Below are 25,669 nucleotides of genomic sequence, written 5' to 3' on the forward strand. Positions count from 1 at the left end.
TTAGTTTTTTATTGCAATAACTGATTTAACGGTAGTCTGTCCAGCATCACTACCAAATATTCTTAAACTAGTGTTTGCAAAATCTATTGTACTATTATTTGCAAGACCTAAACGCTGCAATAACAATGTTGCCTTTTCTGAGTCACTGACTTTAACAACTATGCTATTTACACTTCCAGATTCAAACAAAGGATAAACTGTACTTTGATTGGGGGTAGCAGCATCTAACCAACTCGATGACCAACTCTTATCTTTCGTAGAAAATTTCGCATCACCTAAATGGAATTTGCCAGCATCATCGACTCCTAAATAATCAATTCTAATTTTTGTGCCGTTAACCTCTAAAGTGACCTGTTCTACTATCTTATCAGCATCCAAACCTAAGTCTGTTTGAAATCTTGAACGAGCTGCCCCAGTTTCAAAATTATTTGCAAAGTCTCTCAAATTCTTCCACCATTTCCCTTGACCCCATTTTGCCAACGGAGACCCAGAAACCAAATTACCTTCTGCTAAAATATCCCAGTATCTACCTGGCTCCTGCAATACATCGTCAAAAGTTTCAAACCAACTAGGGTTATCAATCAGGTCTTGTTTAATACCATATTGAGCATTTCCAAGTCTAGAAGTAATAGCGTCAAGATGCGACCCTGTCACATGATCAGCATCCAATCTATTCAATATTTTGGTTAGGTCATCGCCTGTCGCACTTCCTAAAACATCACCTAAATCACCTTTCAGAGCAGTTTCTAATTTTGGTAAATCTATCCCTCTTCCTCTGCTAGCAATGTCATTCAATTTCGAAAGAACACTGGGTTCGAGCTTAATAGCATCGGGTAAATGATTGACAGCCCCCCACCAGTCTACCAACTCCGGTTTCCCCGCTATGGTGGTCAGTTTATCGACATCTTCAGCAAAATCGTCAATGAACTTATGGGCGTCTCCGTTTAACGCCTTTACTTTTTCTAAAAGAGCTAAACGGGCGCCATCTGATAAAGCTTCTGCATTATTTAGTCCTGCTACAAATTGATTTAAAGTAGAATTTGCAACACCTTCTAAATTTCTAATATCTGCAAGAATATTATCAATTTGACCTACAAGAGTATTACCATAGACCAGATTTTCAAGGGCTTCTAGCCTCTTTAAACCACTGTCCTTTTCTAAAACGGATTTAAGCTGACTATTATCAAAGACTCCTTGGTCTAATTTAATTCTAAAATCGTTTAAAACATTTGTTGGTACGCTTTCGTCCAACAAATCAAAAAACGTAAGGATTTTACCATTCTTATAAGACAGTGTGCCTAATGACCTTACTGTTAACTCACCACTTTTAACAGCGTATTTTAAGCCTCTATAATAAAGTATACCATTTTTAGCAGCTGCTCTTAATAATTTAACTTCTCCACTGGATAGTATTGGTACTGCAAGTGCAAATGCGTAAACAGATGCATTAGCATAATCTCCTCTTACTGTAAAATATACAAAGCCAATACCTTCTGCAATGGCATCTGCACCAATAAATGAAAGACCAACAGATGCTACATCCAAACCCCCAGCTACTATAGGATCTATTACACTCCAACTATCTTTATTGTAGGTGTTGCTAAATTGATAATTATCATTAAATACATTATCTACATCTTCGAACCATTGATAAAAACTACTAGAAAAGGCATATTGCTCTCTGTAATAGTCAAATTCCTCACTTTCTACTATATACTTTTCTTTAAATAATATAGAATTTGGTACATACGTCCAATTATCATTTTGTGCAGCAGCATCTAAAAGCTCTGCTACTTTTAGGTCATAATCGAGTTTTTCTAGTTCGTAATTCGGGTTGGGAACGCTTCCCGGTGAACCTTGATTGATAAATTTAGTAGGAACAGGTATATTGTTGATAATATCAAATTCTGGCTCTTTTAAGAGAATAACTTCATTAATAAAATTATTCCCCGCGACATTATCTTTTATATCATCTTCAGATTTTTGCTCTCCTGTTGCAAAAAGCAACCTATAATATTTTCTTTGCGGTTTATAGGTTTGAGTATAGACACCATTTAAAAATTCATCTATATCCCCTTTACCTTTAACTAAACTCGAGATTTCACTATTTAAACCAGAAGGAATATCTGCCCATTCTACATTAGCTTTACCATAAACCCCTGGCCAAAAGAATACAGATTTTCCAGGCGTATCCACTACATAGGGCATGGTAATTACAACAGCATTTTTTGAGCTTAACTCACTTGCCTCATATACTTCTTTTGCATAGGCATTCCAATCCCCATTATTAGGTATTACATCAACTTTTTGAAAAACAACAAATATTTCTGTTTCCCTATTTGTAGTTTCTGATAAATATTGTAAACGATGTTCCAACCTATTGAACAACGCTTTCTCTAGAAAAATATAACCGTTGGTCAAGCTAAGAAAATCATTCTCAACTGTTACGTCTATATCTCCTAAAAGGAAATAATTATCACCATCATTATATGTGTATTGTACTTGATTATAACCTTCAGCTATAATGTCAACCGCTTGTTGCTTTGCTGCGGTAATTCTATCAGCTATCACATCGTCGGTACCTAAAGCATGTATGAATGTGGCTTTATTAGGCCTGTTTTGACTAAAATATGGACTATTGCCTTCAATATTTATACCGCAGTTTGTAAGTAATACTCTTTCTATACTACCGTTAGAATCAATATAAGGTATATTGCTATTGGTCTCTTTTGCGTATTTAAAAGTTGTCTTATAGGTAGCTGCACATTCATTGGGTCTGTGTTGATATAAATATACTTTTTGAGAATCAGATAAATTTTCTTTTAAATATGGGTTTAATTTAAACTTGTTATCTTCTATTGTTTCAGTACTATCCTTGTAATAGCCAATAAATATTCCATTATCATCAAATCTAGCTTCATAAGGGATTGTTTCAAATCTAAACCCTGCTATAGTTCCAGTTGGAGCATTGTTACCAACTTTATATCTAATACTATTTGCGAACTCACTTTTAATGGAAAAGGCTTTCCAGTCTGGTGTAAACCAAATCTTTCCTGCTATTTCCCCATCCTCCTCATCTTGGAAGGTGTAAAACCTAAGGTCCGGGTTGTGTATTTGTGCCCAATCCATGTGGGGCAAGCCGGTGCCTCCGTTATAATCCATTAACCAATCGGTAGCGTTTTCCATATCGCTGCCGTATACTACAAATGGGTGTTGTAAGGCAAAAATGCCGTGGCCCATTTCATGCGCCAATACTTTGCCTTTATCGCCACCTTTACCTTCTTCTTCTCCTGAACCAGAGAACACAAACCCAAATTGGCGTTGTAATGGCATAAAGCCGGCAATACCCGTAGCGGCAGGTATATCATTAAACACCAAAATATAATAGGTATCCCTACTGTATTCCGGAAGATTTTTAACCTTATTTGTTAGCATTTTTTGCTCCGCGTTATATGCCGCTGCAAATGGGCTGTCCCCTACATCTAAACTACCGCCCAATTCTTCAGCGGTTATGCTTATTTGTAAAGGCTCTGCAAAATTTACTTGGGCTACACCTTGATTAAATATCTGGTCTATAGTATCTTGGTAATTATCTAATGGGGCATTATTTACCGCTACTAGTGCTACGTCTACACTGCGCTCCGTTAAATGCCAAAGGGTAAAAGCCCCTGCGGTAAGCTGTTTGGTAGAATCTTGCTTGGAGGTAACTACGGCATAAATGGTCTCGCTCTCTAAGGTGTAATGTCCGTTTAATTTTAAATACGTTTCTCCATTTACAACGTCTTTGGTTACCGTTTCACCTTGTTTGGTCTTAAAAATTAGGTCTTCTGCGGTGTAGTCATTACCCGTTACCGCTATGCTTGCTAAAATTTGAGTGTCCGTACCTTTTTTTACCGCATGGTGGGTTAGTACATAGTCTTGGCCCTCATAATCTTCTATTATGGTATACTCTTCTTTTAAGGCAGCATTGGCACCACTCGGCATACGATCCATACCAAAAGTACCTTTGGTGTTAAAAGTTACTTTTATGCCAGGTGCTGTAAGGCGCTCTATTTCGCCTCTGTTATTAACCCCAACAACATTATCCGCATTTACTATACCACCTGGGTCTTTGGTACCGCCCTTGGTAACCTTACCTGCTGCATCTACGTGGTATACGTTGCCTTCAGAATCGGTAATTACCATATCGTCTCCAAGGGGTTCGGTAACAGTGGCGCCATTGGCGGGGTTGGTTATTACCACGTTACCATCTTTAACGGTAATTGCGGTACTATCCGGAATGGGAAAGTTCACCGTTATTTCGTCTAAATCGTTATCTCCTTCAAAAAACTCACCCACTTGCTCCGCTATAGTGTCTATGGTGTCTATAGCATCATCAATATCTAAAATGCTGCTATTTTCATAATCATACACCGTACGTACACTACCCTCTGCTAACTGGCTGTCTGTATTTACCAACACATTGGTAAACTCTACGGCTACTTTTAAGTTTCGCAAATAGGGAATCCGTACAAAGCCCGTACCGGTAAAACGGCCATTGCTACCACTTGCGGTTTCTACGGTAACTGGGAAATCCCCAGCTACAAAGCTATCTCCAGGACTTAAACTTGCCAGCGGATTGGTGTTTTCTACAGAAAAATTAGGGTCTATACCACACTCGTATAAACTATCTTCTTCATTTTCTAGTGCGGTGGTAAATTCATCTACAGGGGTAAAATCACTCACCACAATACCACAACTTTTGGCAATCTGGTACTCATAGGTGGTGCCCGCTGTTAGATCCCATAGGGTTGTTGTATTGCTCGTAGTTTTACTATAAAACCACTCGTTGTTCTCCCCTTCTTTTTTACGGTAACGTATGGTATATTCTGGTACATCGGTAGAAAGATCTGTCCAGTACAGGTTAACATTAGACTTACCTTTAACTTCATGGGTTACGCCTTCTGGTAAACCACACTCCCCTGCGTAGCTAAAACTATAGATTTCTGAGTGTCCTTGGTTCTTAAATAACCCTATTTCTTCCGTACCCTGCAAGGCTTTTGCCGTTACCCGCCAAGCATAACGCTTACCAGATAATAAGAGTGGGGCTGCGGGGCCATAAACGTAATTGGTACTATTGGTTGTAATACTAAAAACAGGTGGCGATGACAAAAATGCTTGCTGTGGGTCTACTTGGTTGTCCCACACTTCTACAATATCTAACTGGTATTCCACATTGGTCACGTTTAGGTGCCTTGGTGTCCATTGGAATACTATATTTTGTGGATTTTTTTCTTCTACATGAGCACGGTTGTAGGGCATTACCAACAAAGGAGGTTCATTCTGAAAAACGATAGCTGCGGCACAGGTAAGCGCAGAGAGGGTATTGCCACTAAGTACATCTATTACCTCATAACATACACTATAAGAACCTTCTGCCAAGACTTTGCCATAGGCATTGCCAGAAATACCACTAATATTTTCGAACTGAAAATAGGGAGCCAAGTCTGTTTGGGTCAAAACTAGAGGAACCCCACCTTCTAAAAATAAAGGTGCTGCGCCATTTACTATGGGGTTGCTTTGAAAAGAAAGTCCGTTCCCTTCAAAATACATACGTAGCCGTACTTCCCTATTGGCTATAGAAAAATCGTTTAATAACAATTGTACCCGTAACGGCCCGTTTGCTACCGTTGCATCTGCATATTCTGATAGGTAAATGGGTGGTGGAGGTGTTACCTGCGGTATCACTTGTACAGGAAAGCCCTGTGCTTTTGCCACCCAACCACTTAACAATAGCATGCCTAGCAACACCATTGTAGTTAAGTTAGTATTGCCCAAGAAGCTACCAATAGGTTTTAGCTTTCTACGGAGATAGTTATAGTACTGTGCCATAAGGTTAGTTCTTATAGGTATATTTTAGTATAAAAGCCTCTGGGTCTACCAGTTGTAACGACTTTTTATAATAGTAAATGTTCATTTCTCTTTCTATCCAAGCTGTTAGTATACTTTCATCCCCAGACTGTTCTAAGGTCTCCTTGGCTTTGATAAAAAACTTGTCTTTAAAACCCTTTAAATGCCCTTCCATACCTTTTACGGCATAGACGTTGGTATATTTTTCTAAATCTTGCTGCATCCAACGGTAACCAACCAACTTTTCTAAGCGGTCTTTATGGTGTAATTTAAGCTTACGGTATGCTGGCAATAACTTTAATTCTTCTATCTGCAGGCCAACACTATCCTTGCCATGCAATGGATGGCTAACCAAGTCAGATTTGGCCAATACCATGTCTTCTTCCAAGTTTAAATCGCGTTGGTTAAACTCAGCCTTGGTTTTACGAATTGCATTGAATAAACTGCGGTTAAACAATTCTTCAAAATCCTTAAAATCATATAGTTTAGCCAAAAAATCGAGTGCTTTTTCTTTGTACTTACCACTTTTGGTTTCTTTTTTAACAATGGTCAAATCTAAAATCAAAGCCTCTTTTTCTTTTTCGGGGATAAAACGAAACTGTTCACTTTTGAATACGTCTGATAATTGCGTATTTACTTCTGCTATACTGCCACTATACGTTACATTTCGATACCTAAAACTAACATAGTTCCGTTCTTCTTTATTCCGCTCGTTTTTATTCCACTTAAGGTCTAACCTAAAATTATCAAAGGTATAGGTATAGCCTAAAGAAAGGGTAACATCGTTCCCAGTGCTTGTGCTGCTATTTCTAGTGAGGTATAAGGCCGAAAAATTAAAATTGTGTTTTTTTAACCACGTATAACCACTGTTAAAGCGAATATTAAAAACGGCGTTATCTTGATTGCCGCTGGTAAAAGAGGTGTTGTAACTAGAAGATAAATTGGTTCTTAACCGTTTATCAAAAAACTGTTTGCCAATAGATATTGTTGGGCCCAGAATCATATTATCGTCTATGCCGCCTGTGGTATTGTAAGACACATTACCAGCTAACGCTATTTTAAGTTGATGGGGCATAAAACCCCAGGTATGGGCTATTGCTGCATTGTAAAATGATGATTTACCGCCTTCTATGGTCTCTCCCTCTTGTTGATTGTCAGATGTTTGGTAGACCAAATTAATGCTTGCATTGTGTTGTTTGGTTTCAGATTTTTTTGTGGTAACGTTTAAGCCAAAATTGGCGTTTTGCGAAATTTGACGGTAATTTAAAGTGTCTACATTATCTAATTGCCCTACCTGGTTAATGTAATCAAACTGGTCCCTTATGTTGGTATAAGACTGAAAATTACTGTAAGAAGCATTCATACTCACCTTTTCCGAAGCATTTAATCCAACGTTAAATGCACTTACAATACGTTGCAATTGGGTATTCTTGCTTTTGTCCAAATTATCTTGTTGCAAACCCACATTCGCGGCTACGTTTAATTTGCCATTGAACAAGGTTTGCGTAGCATTTATGGTGATGTTTTCCAAATCATTATTAAAGAAATAGGCTCCCAAGGTTTTGTACTCGGGGTCTATGCGCTCATAACCCAATCCAAGCGTACCTTTTCCTGCCGGATACGTTAGATTGGCATTTAATGCATTGTAATAATTTGTGGTGATGTTTTCATCTAACAGAAAGGATAACATGCCTGCCGTTGGTCTAGCCGTAGTTTGTCTGGTATCTTCTGTTATACCAGAGATAGCATATTCTATATGCAACCTAGCTTTGTCAAATAATTTAAAGTTAGACTCCAAGGATACTACCGTATTCTCTTTGGGTTGTACACCTGCTTCTATTGGAATAGGGTTATTTAAAGAATTCATATCATCTTTGGCCCTAAAGAGGATAGCTCCAAATTGGGCAAAATCAAATTCGTAGGCAGTTTTAACGCCATATCCTATTCGCTGATATGCTGTCTGCGCTTGCGGTTCTTCCGGATTATATTCTGTAGGCCTTAATAAACGGCCATACATGGCACTGATCTTAAATTTCCCTTCTGGATTTAGCTCTAATCCTGCTCCTGTAAATTGATGCCCTGCCAAGGTATACGGTGAAAACGTCATGGCTACGTCTCCAAAATGACCCGTAACCCATTTGTAAGAGGGATGAAAACTAAATCTGTTAAACTTAAATGGGTTGGGAAAATCAAATTCTTGATTAGAATAACTAAAAGATAAAGGAATATTGTATACCCCTCCTACATTAAAGTTTAGGTTTCCATTTAAATAATAGGTAAATGGTTGCCTATTGGCCGTACCATCATAATAAATACCATTTGCAGATATACCACCATTGTAACGCAGCCATTTTTCTTTACCTAGCTGGTCAAAATTGATGCTTTGCGCTAAAACAAATGATGAGCACATCATAAAAATTAGTACTAGTGTTTTACTCAAGTTGGTTGGTTTAATTGCTTTATGCTTCCGCTTTGTTACGGATAAATGGTTCTATTTTATGTCAATTAGTTTTTAATCACTTTTCTAAGGTATTTTCCATAGGGGGTCTCTATGAGTACGGCGTATATCCCTGCCGGCTCCTGGCTTATATCCATGGCCATCCGGTAATGGTCCTCGCCACCTTCCTTTTGTGCCGCTATGATACGGTTATTGGAAAGGTTGAATACCTTAACCGATACGTTGGCCACTTCCGTTAGCCCTACTTCTACCGTAAAATTACCGCTGGTAGGGTTGGGATAGGCCAAGAACTCGTCTACCCGCTTTTGGTACCCGTCCGTGCCCGCGCCACTAACCGTCTGGTCCTTTTCCAATACCAATATGGTCTTGTATTGGGATGCCGTACACGGTCCGCGGTAGGTAACCAGACCTATCTCGTACTCTCCTGGCTCTTGGAACAAAAAGGCTACCTGGTCCTGGTCTTGCTCCAATAACTCCGCTCCTTCCGGTAATATCCATTCCACACGGTCCGGGAGTGGGTAACTGATGTCTACCGCCATGATGCTCTCATCGGTAAAGGCTTGGGTAGATAGCGCCAGTTCCGCGCTTATGTCTTGCGCCACCGTGGTTATGGTAACCGTGCCGCTGGCCGTACAACCTAGTGGGGTGCTCACCGTGGCGGTATAGGTACCGGCCCGGTCCAAATCTACTATGGGCGAGCTACTGCTGAATCCCGTGTCGGACGTCCACTGGTAGGTGGCGCCTTCTGCTTCCGTGCCAATATCGTAACGCACGCCTTGGTCCCTGCACAGGACCACGTCTTGCCCCAAATCTACCGTGAGTAATGGGGGATTCACCAACTCATACGTGCGGGTTTCCGTTCCGCTGGCAAATCCACTTATCGTTACCGTGTAAAAACCTGCGGACAATCCTGTTAGTTCGGCCGTGGTGGCTCCCGTGTTCCATTGATAGGTAAAACTGCCGTTGCCCTTGTTCACTTCTAAGCCTATACTACCATCCGCATTACCAAAACAACGGGGGTGGTCAATGGTTGCTTCTATAATATCGGGCTGGGTCACTTCGTAAACTTCCGTTGCCTCACAGCCATTGCTATCGGTAATGGTTACCCTATAGTTCCCGGCCATTACATTGGCTATGCTGGCACTACTGCCCACTATGGCTCCCGTTTGGTCTTCCCAGCTAATGGTGTAGTCCGGTCTACCCCCCACTACCGTGATGCCAATGCTTCCATCCGCGCCTTGGTATGCACTGACATTGGTTACCGTGGACTCGCTAATTGCTAGCGGAGCAAATAGGTCTACCAAAGTAATATCCGTTAAGGTGGTAAAACAAGAATTGCCATCCACTACCTCCAAGCTATACGTTCCAGAGGGCGCATTGGCTAGGTTGGGCGTGGTGGCCACCACATTAAAACCTGCATCGTACCAAGCATATTCATAGTCGCCCGTGCCTCCGCTTACGGTTACCGTGGCCCCGCCGCTAGCGGCTCCGTTACACTCTATATCCGTGATGCCTTCCAAGGTGATAGTGAGCGCTTCTGGTTGGGTTATGGTCAACTCTGCTGTTGCACCCACTCCTGCACCGTCCCTGTCCGTTACCTCTAAACGGTAGTTCCCTGCACCAACATCAAAAAGGTCGGCTTCCGTAGCATCTGCTATAGCCCTGTAACTACCGCCCTCTTCTTGATACCATTGGTAAGCGTACCCGGGGGTACCGCCAACAATAGTACTGATCAGGGTGACCGTTCGTTCGCCATAACAGGATACTTCCCCGTCCGCCGTAAGGGTTACCGCAAGCTCTCCCGGTTCGGTGACCACATAGTCAAAGGTCGCAAAACAACCATTGCCGTCCGTGATGCGTACACTATAGTTGCCTTGTGCCAAATCTACTGCCGTCCACCCATTGTCCGTGGTGGTTACCGCTCCTATCCCTGACCAAGCCAATTGATAGGTGTCCGCACCGTTCAAGGTGCCTCCGGTGATTTCCGTGATACGGATAGTACCATCGTCTGCCCCAAAGGACGATAGCCCTACTACGGAAGCGGTAGCCATTATCGGTTCTGGTTCGTCCACTTCAAAGTCTATCGCATAACTACATCCGTTACTTGCCCTATCGGTAACAAATAAACTGTGTGTCCCTACCGTTAGGTTGGTAAAGGTCAAGGTGCCACCCGCACTGCTGGCATTGGCCGCGCCATCCAAACTATACCGGTAGTCTCCCCAACCTCCCGTAAGGGTTAGGGTAAGTACGCCATCCGATGCGCCAATACAGCTAACGGGACTGACCGTATGGTTCCCTGCCAATTCAAACAACGAAGGGGACCCCCCCACTGTTACCGTTGCGGTTTGGTCCGCCTCCCCACGGTCGTTGCCCAAGGTCAAGGTATATTCACCAGGGGCTAGATCTTGTAATACCAAGCTGTTTTGTCCCGTGCCGTCCAAACTACCCGACTCAGGACCCGTATAATCCAATGTTACCGTTCCCAGACCCGTATAATTTACTTGGATGCTACCGTCCCCTGCTCCAAAACAACGCTCGTCCAGAACTGCCGTGCCTACGATCCGTAAAATTGGGTCTCGTACCTCTATGTCCATGGCCATCTCGCATCCATTGGCATCCGTTACCCCTACCGTGTATAGCCCTGAGGAAAGCCCCGCGATCACAGGACTGTTACCAGCTATTACAGGATCAAAACCTGCAGGACCGGATACCCATGTTATGGTATAGGGTGCCGTGCCACCCGTTATTGGGCCTAGGTCTATCTGCCCCGCCGTACCACCTTCTTCCGTATTGTCTATCACCGTTGGCGTATAGGCCAGTGCCGTTGGCGATACGATTTGGATAACACCCCCATCATAGCGTTCTATACAGCTCGTATCCGTAGTGCTACGCACCCATAGGTAATACGTGCCTGCCGTTAATCCGGGTTGGCCTGCTACATCATAGCCCGTCCAGGTAACCGTTGTTAAATCGGGGTTCGCTTGGGTATCTAGGTAGTATTCCGCGGCGGTACCTAGGTTGGTATCAAAGGTCAGGGTACTGGTTCCTCCAAAACAGTTTATCACCGTGGTGGCTACGTTGCTTATTTCTATATTGGCTCCGGAGTCTATGGTAAATTCCGCTGAGGAGATTAGGTTGGGATTACCAAAATCATTGCCTTGGTTTACCGCTTGTATGGTGTAGGTGTCAAAAACCAAATCGTTTACCGTGATCACATTGGCGTCCGTAGCGGTACCATTGGCGATTACCGTTGTACCGTCACTGGCCAAAACACGGTAGGGACGGTCGCCTACACCACCACTTATATTGAAATCTACGCTACCCGCTCCCGCAGGGTCGCAATCATCTGCCGTAGTGCTGTTGACCGTAATCACGGGTAGGGTAACCACCGTGACCTCGATACTCTCCGTATATGTACAAGTACCTGCACTTAGGGTGACCGCATAGGTACCGGATGGCAAGTCTCTAAATAAAGGAGTACTATTAATAGGATTATCCACATCTATTTCTACTACTGGATTAGTATTGATGGACAAGGTCATCCCTGTACGAACCGTGATGTTGCTCACACTTACGGTTCCGTCATTGGCTCCTGGATAGGACTCCGGGCTGGAGCTCAAATCAAAGCCTAGGGGAACGGGGGCCGCAATGGTGAGGTCCGAAAGGGTCACATGACAACCATCCGTATTGGCCAAACTACTGTTCCCAGCAACTACTTTTATATTATAAGTGCCCGCATTTAGATTGGGGATGCTTATAGCTCCCGTGGTACTTTCGGTCCAATCCACAAAACCACCGCCACTAGCTACGCTGTAATAATATCGTGCAGCATCAGTATTAGCATAACCACCTCCTGAAACGTTAAAACCAATGGTGCCCGTGTCCCCGGCACATTCCGGTTGCGTAATAACGGGCGTGCTCACTGACAATGCCGATGGAGCCCTTATGTAAAACGTCTCCGTGATATTACCGCTCTTGACGTCTAAATAATCTTGACCGTTCACCTGCCTTACCTCTTGGTAAACGATGTAATAAGGCTGGCCGGCAATAGGGCTTCCCTCATTTGAACCCTCTAAAAGAGAATATTCGCCCTCGTATTCACCAGTGTCTGGGTTTAATTGTAGCGGACCCAGGTTATTGCCAGATCCTGCTGAGGTCCGAAAATTTACATCCTCATAAACGTCCATTGGACTAGCCGGTATAGAATCGGTTACATTGCCTACAAAATCATCCGCATTGCCCTGATAGATATAATAGCGCATAAAATAACCCTCTTCAACGTCATCTTCAAAACCCAATCGTATTTTACCATCTCCTGAACCAGCGCAGGTCTCATCTTCGGTAGTTAAACTACTGTGTTCGATGGAGCAGTCTATAATTGAAATATCATAACGTTCACTCTCAAATTGTCTTTGAAATACTGTGTACTTTAAAAATAAAACTGAATCCCCTATCGTATCTGTATAATTTGAACCAAATATATCTACGATACTCCTAGTCAACGGAAATTCATATGCATAATTGGGTAAAACCTGCCATTGACCAGACAAATCGCGATACTCCCATTGTATACCTAAAGCTTGTAAATTTTGTGTTGGTGTGTTTATTTCTTCAAATAAGGGACCACAAGTATTTACATCGCTAACAACTTCCATATCGGGCATGAAAATGGCATTATAATCTAAAGGAAACGTATCATCCACCGGACAAGTAACCGGGTTAGGCCCATTATAGTTTATAGAAATATTTTGCAAATAGTAAAGCCAAGTAGATCTATTAAGCGTAGGTCTCCAACCAAATTGACCACAGGGTCCGTTACAACCATACCCTGGGTCATCATTATACCCTTCTTGAAATGTAAGTTCAACAAACACACCACTATTTGGAATATTATGCACACCTACATCGTATCCTATATTATATCTCTCCATGTAATTATCAACTCTACATTGATTTCCTGGAACATCAAATTCTGGTTGTCGATTTTGGCCCACATATAATTTACCCTGACCGAAAGCTAAATTGCAAAAAAGAAAAAAGAACAGTATGGACTTTAAATAATTCATCCTAATATTTTACTTGAATTTTTTTAATGGGTGTAATTACTCCTGTTCTTGTAACACCTTGTATGCCATAACCATACTCCGTATTAACAGAAATATCTACATCGTTTATTCCTTTACTTTCTTTATCTAGCGTTCGGTACAACCGCAAAGGTCCACTGTTAACACTTTTGTACAAGCGGTACTCGCTTATGTCTTCATTTTTTATACGCCATTGGATGGCTATAAACCTGAGCTCTCTATTAGGCACTGCCGTTAAATTCATCGCTTTTTCTGTATTTGTTTGTCCCTTACGCTTTACAATTATTGGCTTGGCAGGGGTACTTTCTAATCCGGTGCTGTCTTTTGCAATAACCGTATAAGCAAACGTACCAGCTACCGTATTCTCATCCATAAAAGTGGTATCGCTTTCCAATACTTTGAGCTGTAACCATTCTTTGCTTTGGGTCTCCTTTTTAAATAGAATATGCGCTTTTACATCTTTACTACTACTTGGTACCCAAGTAATTGCTACACCTTCCGCATTATTTGCAAACGATTTTATTACAGGAGGAGAAGGAGGTAAAACATCGGGAATATTTAAAGCGAATACCTTAGAAAATTCTGAAGTATTATACCTTTGGTCTTCCGCCGTTACCTTATAATACATCTTGGTATTCAAGGTTTTGATGGTAATCGTATCAGTAAAACGATTATCTTTTATCAACGCTGGACTTACCATAGAAAATTCTGCCGTTTTGGAGGTATTTCTATAAACCCGATAACCAGCCAAATCTACTTCTGTATTTCTATTCCATTCTAAAGTTACTACGCCAGTAGTATCTATTTTGGCCGTTATGTTTACTGGTGGCGCTGGTGGTGTACTATCTATTGGTTGCACCATGGAAGAATAGGATTCACTCTCTATTCCATTTTTACCAACAGCCGTGATCCTAAAGTAATTTATCGCCTTTAGCCCTTTATAGGTGATTTTTCTTTGATTAACAGGGATGTTTTCTACTACTTTTGTATAAACGCCATTGTCTTTATTACTTCTACTTAAATAAAAACTTTTAATGGCTTCGTTCCCTTTCTCATCAAACTCCCATAACAATTCTACTGTATTGGGGTCAATCATTTTTTTTCTAGAAATTCTAGGGGTAAATGCTAATCTTTCTTTAGGCATACCCCCTACTTCTTCTGAATATGGCCCTACTTCACCAAAAGCCGTAAAACCTTTTACTCTATACTTATACGCTTTACCATTAGTTATAGTGTCTTGATAGAACAAAGCTGCACTTTGACCATCTGCCCCTTGCTGGGCATTAAATATGGGCGATGTATTAACTTTCTCAAAAGGATTACCGTTAACAGAGCGCTCCAAATTGTAGCTAGAATAAATATGCTTTAGCAAATTAAAGTCCCATGTTACGTTAGCCACACCATCTCCAAAAACGGCAGATAGTTCTATAGGTTTGGGTAAAGCCTCATAAAAAGGTGTACCAGCTACTACGGCAGATTTATCAATTTTTATTGCTTCTTCATCGGTGGGAGCCACCTTAACGCTGTAGATGTATTTTTCACCTTTTATTATAGAGGTGTCTTCAAATGCCCAACCTGCTAACTTAGCGGCATCCCAGCTTTGTTCTGCTGCTAATAGAGCAAACGTATGTCTTTGCTCCAACTCTTCATTAATGGTATAAACCATGGTCATGGTACTATTGCCCGGAGGTGTAGCATTAAAACTTTGACCGTATAATGCTTGGGCTAAAATAGCGGCATTCTGATTTTGCGTGGCCAAATTTTCCCAGGCTTCTAAGGGAGCAGGTTTTAATGGCTGGGTAGTTAATACTATCCTAGGACCGTTATCTAAAGCAAGTCCATTACTTTCTATTGTAATGCGTTCTATTAAGAAACCAGATTCATTAGCTTTCTTCCACGCATAAGGTTGATCTACGGCCCAACGCAAAAGCACTCTGTCTTCTAAAGACCGTGCAATAACTTTTACCGCAGGATTGGCGGTAACAATAAGTTCTTGACTAATGGTTAACTGGGAAAACCCAAGAATTATAGGTAAAATTAAATATGTAAGTAATTTACTGTACATAGCTTTTAATCGTTTTTATATCTGATGGTATATCCCTTTTGATAGCGATTGCCTGGAGTTCTATAGATTAATTCTGCTTTATATGTACCAAATGGCATAGCTGGAAAAACTTGCATTAAATAACTGTATTGATTATACCCAGCTGAACCTGGTTCATATCTATTTGCTATGGTATTTCTAAAATGTGCAAAATCTATTTTGTATTGCATTGGTAAATTATACACAAACGGTATTCTATTTTTTACCCAAGAAGAATTAGGGTTCTCCTCTAGATTAGCAATGTAATTAGTACTAATGTAAAATGACCTTACGGGAGGGACACCTAATACTTCTTCTGATTGTTCGCCTCTATCTACATAAATGTTGCCGTTTAGAGGATATTCATTGTATACTAAAGGTTCGATTACATTGTTAAAATAATTATCTGTTAGTTTTGCTTGCGCATAAACTAGAGGTTGCGAATTGGTATACCTACCCCCAAAAATCTCTAACGCATCTAAATATTCATAATTGGCAACCTTAATACTTAAACTGTGCACATCTGCTACGATGTAATTAGTGATGTTATTTGTTATTTCTAAGTCACTTATTTTATCACCAAAACTAGGATGTTGACTTGTTTGAAAATTATACGTTAGTATTGGTTTTGGAGCACCGTTAGATATGGTAACATTAGCAGCCTTTTTATTACTTACCACAACACTACTGCCCACATTTTTACTCTCTTGGGTATCTGAATCTGGATTGTACCACGCTGTATCTCCTGCATCCTCTTCTGAGTATACTTCAGTTTCTTCAACTACAATTTCTGTTTCTATATTGGCTCCTGGAGGAAAAGCGATGATACTTATTTCATAGTCACTTTCTAAATCCATATCAGGAATATCAAAGAACACCAATTTGTTGGCTCTATCATAAGATAAATCTGTTCTTATACCTTGCCCGTTGGCAATAAATTCTGCTCTCATCTCATATTCTCCTTGAAACAAATAATCTTGTGTGGTTATCATCTTTAGATAACCTGTTTTATATTCTTCTGGATAAAATTGCCCTTGGTCTACAACAGGATAGATGTATTCTATATTTTCTAATGGAATATGGTCCGGAGCTTCATCTGTTTGAAACGTGATTTCTTTACTTTCCTTAACGGGACTTCCATTTTCTAACAAAGGTCTAAATGCACCATTAACACGTTCTTCGAACGATACCTCTACCAAAACCTTGATATCATCTTGAGAGGGCAACGTTTCTTCTGGTTTAAACGTTATTGCATCTTTAGCATCGTTCCATTCTGTTGTGCCATCAATTTCTTGACCTTGATGCATTACTTTAAAAGTATCTAAATGAATACGAAAGGTTTTTTGTCCTTCTTCTAAATCCACGGTTACTTCTTCATTAATAGCATAATTAAAAACCGCTTGCGGAGCAGCAAAGACCGAAACATCATCTGCGCCGTTATTAGGTTGAACATCTGATATTATTGGGACGCCTACACCTTCGGCAACATTAGATAGTTGGCATTCCTCACCCATTTCTACTTTTAAACGCATTCTACCTTTAACCAGCCCTCCAAGAATATTGTAATACATTCCTACATACCCTTGAATATATACTGGATTTGGAAATTGTCCTCTTAACATGGCGGCAATACCTGCTTCACCAATTTTAAATTTTCCCTTTACAAATAATAGGTTTACATCAATACCAAATTCGCCATAGATGTATGCATACACCTGACCCATAGAATACCAGCCATTACTGCCAACTGGTCCTGGACGTCCTAAACATTGTGCATCTGGATAAAAGGCATGCATTACATCAAATCCTGCGCCAGCCTCTATTGATGCGTAAAATAGTCCGCCAGTAAATGATTTTCGATAAGCAAAATTCAAACCAAAAGCAAAACCTCTACCCGCTTGTAGTTGGTTTTCTTGTCTATTATTGTTTAACATATCTCTACCAAGAATTTGAACAACTCTAGGATGTGGATCTAATTGACTTGGCAACTGAGTTCCGGTCATAAAATAACCACCAACCTCTATCTCCGTCATTTTTACATCAAAAATTAAAGAAATACGTTTTTGCGGTGTCCCTATATAAACATACCAGTCTGTTGGGCTGGTATGTATTTTTGCATAACCGGCTAAATTATCCTCACCACCACCTCTTAATCCTGGTAAGTCTATATACAACTCAAATTCACCATCAAAGGTATCATTGACAAAATCTTTTTCTATCCCAACATATACACCAACTTTACCTGAGCCGGCCACAGAACTTAATGGTATGGTTTCTTTAGAAGCTTCCATGTAATTACCATCATCTTTTAGCTGATTTACATGAACAAGATTACTTTCAAATTTTTCATTTACAACTTTAAAAGTTTCGGCTAATGCAGCTGGGTCCGCAGTTTCCTGTACATAATTACTATCACCCATGAAAGCGCCCTCTCCAATGAATCCAATTCGGTTTAAGCCTCCGTGTACATTAAACTCCATATCTAAATATGCTTTCCCAGAAAAAGTGCCCGAGTTTTGAGAATTGATTTGAACACCTGCTCTTATACCAAGACCTGTATTTATATCTGGCTCGTAAACTGAATCTTCTGGATTAAAGCCGTTGTTTTGGGAAACCTTTCTCATTCTATTGGAAATTCCACCTACAAAAGAGTCTATCAATAATTTGTTGTTGGATTGAGTCTTTTCGTTAGATGTTGTCCAAATATCTACGCTCCAATACCGAAATTCATTACTACCAAAAATTGCTTTTCCATTTGCAGAAAAATCTAATTTATCAATATTGGCCATCAATAATCCTTTAAAACCGTTACCATATAAAGGATGATCTTTCATTATTTCTAATCCACCGACTAAAGAGATGCCACTTTTTTCATAATTTATTTCTATCGCCGATAGCTTAACCTCATTAAACTTCCAAGATTTACCATTTTCTTCGGTATTTCCAAGAATAGCTAGCTTAGTTGTTGCCCCAGTACCAGATCCATCTAAGTTTATAGTAAGGTCAAACTCTAGTCCGACTTGATTTGCAGGGGTTATCAAGTTAAGATTGCTTATTGAAGCTGGAAAATTCATAAGGTTGAGATTACCTTCAAAACCAAACTTCTTAGCCTGAATTTTTTTTGTGCCTGGTTGTGTTTGCAACTCCAATTCCTCAAAGACTATACCTCTGAAATTAATAGCTCCACTTTCATCTTCTTTTTTTGTCTCACTACTTGTTGTTTCGGATTTATTTTCTTCTGTACGTTGCTCAACTGTTTCTGGAGTATCATCAAGGTTACCCGTTATACCCATAGTACCTGTAAGATTAGCATAAGGATACACCTTACCGTCTATTACGTCTATAGCTACGCTACTGTTAGGAGCTAAATTTAACTCTCCCATAAATACGGGAGCACTGTAAGCCTCGGTTAAACTAACTTGTAATCCATAACCATTTTGATGAATGTAGCCATCGTAATCCATAGGCTGTTTTAAAATGGGTACAGAAATATTACCCCCCATTGATCCACCTTGAACATTATTTGCCAATAGGGTAAGGGAAACATCTTCGATAGTAAAAGCCCATTCTCCGGCAGCTCCATTACCCTCTGTTAAAACATTTTCACCGAAAAATGTACCCGAAATACCTTGACTGTCCAGAATTAAATTGGTAGCTCCAAAACGAACCCTACCATTAGATTCATTTTTATCTTCTATTCCTTGAGGTAGCATTACACTTATTTCCTCTGCATAAAAACCTCTCCATAGCTTCAAATCGGCTCCGCCATAGATGGCATTATATTCATTGGGTAAGCGCATTTGAGTAGAACCCCGCATATCACTTAAATCTAGCACAACATTCTGCGTATAAAAACCCCATCCATCTAATCCCACCACTTCAAAGGGGTCTAGGTCTACCTCTAAAAAAATATCGTTCCATCCTGAGGTTTGGATATTGAAAGTTGTACCTACATAACAGTCCATTTGAGACGAACTAGGTTCTGGTAACCCAACCTCGCCCATATTGGAACATTTTTGCGTACCATCTTGATTCAATGGTTTCAATAACTCCCTTGATACTCTTACTTCTCCTTTTAAGCCTATTTGTTTTAACCCATCGCAATTGAACTCTATGTAACTATCTTCTGAAAAGGCACCGTCTTTTTTAAGATCAATACTACCTTTTAAAGTTATTAACCATTGATCGCCATTTATAGGTATACCAACGTCTCCCAACAAAACCAGACGCATGTCACCTGCCAACCCACCATCGTGTGTTAAAATGATATTTTCCGCGCCAAATATCAACTCCTTTTTTTGATTATTGCTTCCTTTTTCAGGAATTTCCAACTTAGCAAATGCTTTTATAATAGCGTGTTGGGGTGTAAACTCAACTTCTGAAATTGCCAATGTTACAGTATTTCCAGTTGAGTCTCTTTTACGCATACCGATTGGTAATTTTAGAAGTTCTTTACCCGTTATTTTATCTACAAAACTACCCAGACCCTCAACTGTTTGAAATAAACGATATGCTTTTGCTATTAGCGTATCGGTTTTTGGATTTCTATTAAAATGCTCTTCTAGATATTCCTCATTAAATTCAGGTTCTTTAGTGGAATAGTCTAGGGAAAATTTGGTTAACTGGTCTTTTAAATGTTCATCTAATTCTGGAAAATTTCTAGTAACATTTTCTTCTAACAATTGGAGCGATTCACTCTTTTTATTCAATACTTTAATTGAGTCTTTTCCTGGGTCTACCGGATATACTCCTGCATTTGCATGGATGTAGAAAATAAATGCAAAGACGAACAATAATACTTGGCGTAGTTGGTTGGTCATATATAAAATTGTTTAGCCTAAAACAGAATATAAATACCGAAAAATTTGAAAAAATTCGGGAGCTTTTATAGTTAATGCTATAAATATAAACGTTTCTTTAACATTTATAGAAAGTTTTCGATGAATTGATATGGGCAATAACCTTTTTGTATAAGTATTAAAGATATAGTATACAGAAAGCCACTTAATTTCTGACTTATATTTTAATCACTTTTCTAAGGTATTTTCCATAGGGGGTCTCTATTAGTACGGCGTATATCCCTGCCGGCTCCTGGCGTATATCCATGGCCATCCGGTAATGGTCCTCGCCACCTTCCTTTTGTGCCGCTATGATACGGTTATTGGAAAGGTTGAATACCTTAACCGATACGTTGGCCACTTCCGTTAGCCCTACTTCTACCGTAAAATTACCGCTGGTAGGGTTGGGATAGGCCAAGAACTCGTCTACCCGCTTTTGGTACCCGTCCGTGCCCGCGCCACTAACCGTCTGGTCCTTTTCCAATACCAATATGGTCTTGTATTGGGATGCCGTACACGGTCCGCGGTAGGTAACCAGACCTATCTCGTACTCTCCTGGCTCTTGGAACAAAAAGGCTACCTGGTCCTGGTCTTGCTCCAATAACTCCGCTCCTTCCGGTAATATCCATTCCACACGGTCCGGGAGTGGGTAACTGATGTCTACCGCCATGATGCTCTCATCGGTAAAGGCTTGGGTAGATAGCGCCAGTTCCGCGCTTATGTCTTGCGCCACCGTGGTTATGGTAACCGTGCCGCTGGCCGTACAACCTAGTGGGGTGCTCACCGTGGCGGTATAGGTACCGGCCCGGTCCAAATCTACTATGGGCGAGCTACTGCTGAATCCCGTGTCGGACGTCCACTGGTAGGTGGCGCCTTCTGCTTCCGTGCCAATATCGTAACGCACGCCTTGGTCCCTGCACAGGACCACGTCTTGCCCCAAATCTACCGTGAGTAATGGGGGATTCACCAACTCATACGTGCGGGTTTCCGTTCCGCTGGCAAATCCACTTATCGTTACCGTGTAAAAACCTGCGGACAATCCTGTTAGTTCGGCCGTGGTGGCTCCCGTGTTCCATTGATAGGTAAAACTGCCGTTGCCCTTGTTCACTTCTAAGCCTATACTACCATCCGCATTACCAAAACAACGGGGGTGGTCAATGGTTGCTTCTATAATATCGGGCTGGGTCACTTCGTAAACTTCCGTTGCCTCACAGCCATTGCTATCGGTAATGGTTACCCTATAGTTCCCGGCCATTACATTGGCTATGCTGGCACTACTGCCCACTATGGCTCCCGTTTGGTCTTCCCAGCTAATGGTGTAGTCCGGTCTACCCCCCACTACCGTGATGCCAATGCTTCCATCCGCGCCTTGGTATGCACTGACATTGGTTACCGTGGACTCGCTAATTGCTAGCGGAGCAAATAGGTCTACCAAAGTAATATCCGTTAAGGTGGTAAAACAAGAATTGCCATCCACTACCTCCAAGCTATACGTTCCAGAGGGCGCATTGGCTAGGTTGGGCGTGGTGGCCACCACATTAAAACCTGCATCGTACCAAGCATATTCATAGTCGCCCGTGCCTCCGCTTACGGTTACCGTGGCCCCGCCGCTAGCGGCTCCGTTACACTCTATATCCGTGATGCCTTCCAAGGTGATAGTGAGCGCTTCTGGTTGGGTTATGGTCAACTCTGCTGTTGCACCCACTCCTGCACCGTCCCTGTCCGTTACCTCTAAACGGTAGTTCCCTGCACCAACATCAAAAAGGTCGGCTTCCGTAGCATCTGCTATAGCCCTGTAACTACCGCCCTCTTCTTGATACCATTGGTAAGCGTACCCGGGGGTACCGCCAACAATAGTACTGATCAGGGTGACCGTTCGTTCGCCATAACAGGATACTTCCCCGTCCGCCGTAAGGGTTACCGCAAGCTCTCCCGGTTCGGTGACCACATAGTCAAAGGTCGCAAAACAACCATTGCCGTCCGTGATGCGTACACTATAGTTGCCTTGTGCCAAATCTACTGCCGTCCACCCATTGTCCGTGGTGGTTACCGCTCCTATCCCTGACCAAGCCAATTGATAGGTGTCCGCACCGTTCAAGGTGCCTCCGGTGATTTCCGTGATACGGATAGTACCATCGTCTGCCCCAAAGGACGATAGCCCTACTACGGAAGCGGTAGCCATTATCGGTTCTGGTTCGTCCACTTCAAAGTCTATCGCATAACTACATCCGTTACTTGCCCTATCGGTAACAAATAAACTGTGTGTCCCTACCGTTAGGTTGGTAAAGGTCAAGGTGCCACCCGCACTGCTGGCATTGGCCGCGCCATCCAAACTATACCGGTAGTCTCCCCAACCTCCCGTAAGGGTTAGGGTAAGTACGCCATCCGATGCGCCAATACAGCTAACGGGACTGACCGTATGGTTCCCTGCCAATTCAAACAACGAAGGGGACCCCCCCACTGTTACCGTTGCGGTTTGGTCCGCCTCCCCACGGTCGTTGCCCAAGGTCAAGGTATATTCACCAGGGGCTAGATCTTGTAATACCAAGCTGTTTTGTCCCGTGCCGTCCAAACTACCCGACTCAGGACCCGTATAATCCAATGTTACCGTTCCCAGACCCGTATAATTTACTTGGATGCTACCGTCCCCTGCTCCAAAACAACGCTCGTCCAGAACTGCCGTGCCTACGATCCGTAAAATTGGGTCTCGTACCTCTATGTCCATGGCCATCTCGCATCCATTGGCATCCGTTACCCCTACCGTGTATAGCCCTGAGGAAAGCCCCGCGATCACAGGACTGTTACCAGCTATTACAGGATCAAAACCTGCAGGACCGGATACCCATGTTATGGTATAGGGTGCCGTGCCACCCGTTATTGGGCCTAGGTCTATCTGCCCCGCCGTACCACCTTCTTCCGTATTGTCTATCACCGTTGGCGTATAGGCCAGTGCCGTTGGCGATACGATTTGGATAACACCCCCATCATAGCGTTCTATACAGCTCGTATCCGTAGTGCTACGCACCCATAGGTAATACGTGCCTGCCGTTAATCCGGGTTGGCCTGCTACATCATAGCCCGTCCAGGTAACCGTTGTTAAATCGGGGTTCGCTTGGGTATCTAGGTAGTATTCCGCGGCGGTACCTAGGTTGGTATCAAAGGTCAGGGTACTGGTTCCTCCAAAACAGTTTATCACCGTGGTGGCTACGTTGCTTATTTCTATATTGGCTCCGGAGTCTATGGTAAATTCCGCTGAGGAGATTAGGTTGGGATTACCAAAATCATTGCCTTGGTTTACCGCTTGTATGGTGTAGGTGTCAAAAACCAAATCGTTTACCGTGATCACATTGGCGTCCGTAGCGGTACCATTGGCGATTACCGTTGTACCGTCACTGGCCAAAACACGGTAGGGACGGTCGCCTACACCACCACTTATATTGAAATCTACGCTACCCGCTCCCGCAGGGTCGCAATCATCTGCCGTAGTGCTGTTGACCGTAATCACGGGTAGGGTAACCACCGTGACCTCGATACTCTCCGTATATGTACAAGTACCTGCACTTAGGGTGACCGCATAGGTACCGGATGGCAAGTCTCTAAATAAAGGAGTACTATTAATAGGATTATCCACATCTATTTCTACTACTGGATTAGTATTGATGGACAAGGTCATCCCTGTACGAACCGTGATGTTGCTCACACTTACGGTTCCGTCATTGGCTCCTGGATAGGACTCCGGGCTGGAGCTCAAATCAAAGCCTAGGGGAACGGGGGCCGCAATGGTGAGGTCCGAAAGGGTCACATGACAACCATCCGTATTGGCCAAACTACTGTTCCCAGCAACTACTTTTATATTATAAGTGCCCGCATTTAGATTGGGGATGCTTATAGCTCCCGTGGTACTTTCGGTCCAATCCACAAAACCACCGCCACTAGCTACGCTGTAATAATATCGTGCAGCATCAGTATTAGCATAACCACCTCCTGAAACGTTAAAACCAATGGTGCCCGTGTCCCCGGCACATTCCGGTTGCGTAATAACGGGCGTGCTCACTGACAATGCCGATGGAGCCCTTATGTAAAACGTCTCCGTGATATTACCGCTCTTGACGTCTAAATAATCTTGACCGTTCACCTGCCTTACCTCTTGGTAAACGATGTAATAAGGCTGGCCGGCAATAGGGCTTCCCTCATTTGAACCCTCTAAAAGAGAATATTCGCCCTCGTATTCACCAGTGTCTGGGTTTAATTGTAGCGGACCCAGGTTATTGCCAAATCCTGCTGAGGTCCGAAAATTTACATCCTCATAAACGTCCATTGGACTAGCCGGTATAGAATCGGTTACATTGCCTACAAAATCATCCGCATTGCCCTGATAGATATAATAGCGCATAAAATAACCCTCTTCAACGTCATCTTCAAAACCCAATCGTATTTTACCATCTCCTGAACCAGCACAGGTCTCATCTTCGGTAGTTAAACTACTGTGTTCGATGCTTTCGTCTCTTACACCGATAACTATATGATTTGTAAAAACATCCAGATTTCCACAGGCGACTCCTCTAATCCATATTAAACCATTATTAATGTCATTAATAGTTAAACCTAATTCTGATAAGCTTGTTTCTCTATTATTAAATGGCTCCCAGTTACCTCCTTCATCTAAAGAATATTCCCATCCTGAAGCGTTATTTCCACTTACAAATTCCAACAAAAACATATCATCCATGGCTAAAGTACTACCCGAAATAGTATTGTTGATTTCTTCATTAAGAGGAATAAAAGTATAATTAATAGAGGTCATTGAAGACGCTGTAAATCCATTAGATGTATTAGTATCCCAAGATGTATACGAATTACATGGTCTAAACCCAGAAGGAGGAGCTGATAAGTTATGAGTAACGGAAAAATCATTGTAATTGTTTCCATCAATAGTAATGCTTGTATTTCCTTCAAACCAAGTATTTATAAAACTTGGTATATCACCTAACCAATCAAAATAACAGGTTTTACTCAATTCTTTGTCTCCAACAATTACATAAGAACTGGTTTGTAACGGATTTGTACATTCTCCATATCTAATTAGGTTTCCAGGAGCAAGACTTAATCCTCGAATTCCAATATAATAATTCCCGCTTGTATCTATTGTAAATCTACTGCTATTAGTTGGATTGAATCTTATCGTGGTTTTAACCCTATAATCTTGACTCCAGATATTAACCGAGTATAATATAAATAATAAAACTTTAAAAGTCTTTTTCATATTAAGTTATCAAACCTCCTTCAAACATAACACCATACCGTAAGAATAGCAATT

The 25,669-nt window shown here is 41.7% G+C and carries 6 protein-coding genes; all 6 read right to left on the reverse strand.

Annotation, left to right across the window (positions count from 1 at the left end):
• Complete coding sequence (locus BUL40_RS06215; RefSeq protein ID WP_080318511.1) at nucleotides 1–5,871, reverse strand: fibronectin type III domain-containing protein; 5,871 nt, start codon at nucleotides 5,869–5,871, stop codon at nucleotides 1–3.
• Between the two features lie 4 nt (nucleotides 5,872–5,875).
• Nucleotides 5,876–8,329, reverse strand: coding sequence for a porin family protein (locus tag BUL40_RS06220; protein ID WP_141239643.1), 2,454 nt, complete (start codon nucleotides 8,327–8,329; stop codon nucleotides 5,876–5,878).
• Nucleotides 8,330–8,394: 65 nt separating this feature from the next.
• Nucleotides 8,395–13,413: a T9SS type A sorting domain-containing protein gene (locus BUL40_RS06225; RefSeq protein WP_080318513.1), complete on the reverse strand. Its 5,019-nt coding sequence runs from the start codon at nucleotides 13,411–13,413 to the stop codon at nucleotides 8,395–8,397.
• Between the two features lies 1 nt (nucleotide 13,414).
• A complete protein-coding gene (locus BUL40_RS06230; protein WP_080318514.1) occupies nucleotides 13,415–15,496 on the reverse strand; it encodes a fibronectin type III domain-containing protein in 2,082 nt (693 codons plus the stop codon).
• Nucleotides 15,497–15,501: 5 nt separating this feature from the next.
• Complete coding sequence (locus tag BUL40_RS06235; protein WP_080318515.1) at nucleotides 15,502–20,334, reverse strand: hypothetical protein; 4,833 nt, start codon at nucleotides 20,332–20,334, stop codon at nucleotides 15,502–15,504.
• A 196-nt stretch (nucleotides 20,335–20,530) separates the two neighbouring features.
• Nucleotides 20,531–25,615 (reverse strand): T9SS type A sorting domain-containing protein, encoded by a 5,085-nt coding sequence (locus BUL40_RS06240; protein ID WP_080318516.1) that lies wholly within the window; start codon nucleotides 25,613–25,615, stop codon nucleotides 20,531–20,533.
• Nucleotides 25,616–25,669: the final 54 nt, after the last annotated feature.

This window comes from Croceivirga radicis, from assembly GCF_002072105.2.
Lineage (GTDB): Bacteria > Bacteroidota > Bacteroidia > Flavobacteriales > Flavobacteriaceae > Croceivirga > Croceivirga radicis.